Genomic DNA, 864 nt, shown 5'->3' on the forward strand with positions numbered 1-864 from the left:
CCGTTGCAAGCTATCAAGTGAACGACTGCGTGTTGATGCGCCTTGAGCACTTGAACTCTGATCGAATGCAAGTAGCACCTCGCCTGGCACGAAGTCTAAGCGACTCGCTTCACTTAGCAGGCGTGCATTATCAGCACTTAAGTTTTGTGAAAGCGATAGCGTATACAGTAGCGCATCGTGCCCTTGTGTTGTGGCTACGCGCACATAGTATTCATTGGTAAGGGGAACAACTAAAGATTTGGCACCCGGTTCTGATATAGATAGTTCAGCCACAACGACGCCAGACTGATCTACTGCCCTGAGTTCAACAAGGGCATTGATATTGAATTCCTCTTCGTTAGCAGGAAAGACACTTAAACTTACAGTCTGGCCTTCGACCAAGGAAACTCGGTAATAATCATCAAGATCTTCCTCAAACTGATAGCAAAAACCAAGATCCTGAGACTTGCCATTTATGTAGCCTCCAATTGTAATCGGGTTACTAACCAGCTGGGCCGAAAAAAGAGAGTTATTCTGCTCACTAAGCGTGGAGCATGTTTGCTCAACATCAAGATCTACATTGGTATCAGGCTTTACGCTCACCTGGCCTTCGATTGTCACCAAGCCATCGTAAGTATCATCACTCAGCTTACTACCGCTTCCACAAGCAACTAAGGACAAGGCCAGGATACTCAATAGCAGCTTTAAAAAAGGGTGTGTACTCATATATGAAATCTCGATTACTGATAGCTAAAGACTTAACGCCAATAAATCAACCTTAGGACTAGGGCGAATAAATAGTCTATTAGTAAATTGTAGCAAAGTTAGGGAAATCTTTTTTGTTCTGACTCTGCATTTAACTGCCTGAGACGCGCCATTTTTTCG

The 864-nt window shown here is 44.0% G+C and carries 1 protein-coding gene; it reads right to left on the reverse strand.

The features are described 5' to 3' along the window. Nucleotides 1–705: hypothetical protein (locus tag A3756_RS25565; RefSeq protein WP_156490773.1), on the reverse strand; the 705-nt coding region annotated here is incomplete at its 3' end. Nucleotides 706–864 lie beyond the last annotated feature (159 nt).

It is taken from the genome of Oleiphilus sp. HI0086, assembly GCF_001635225.1.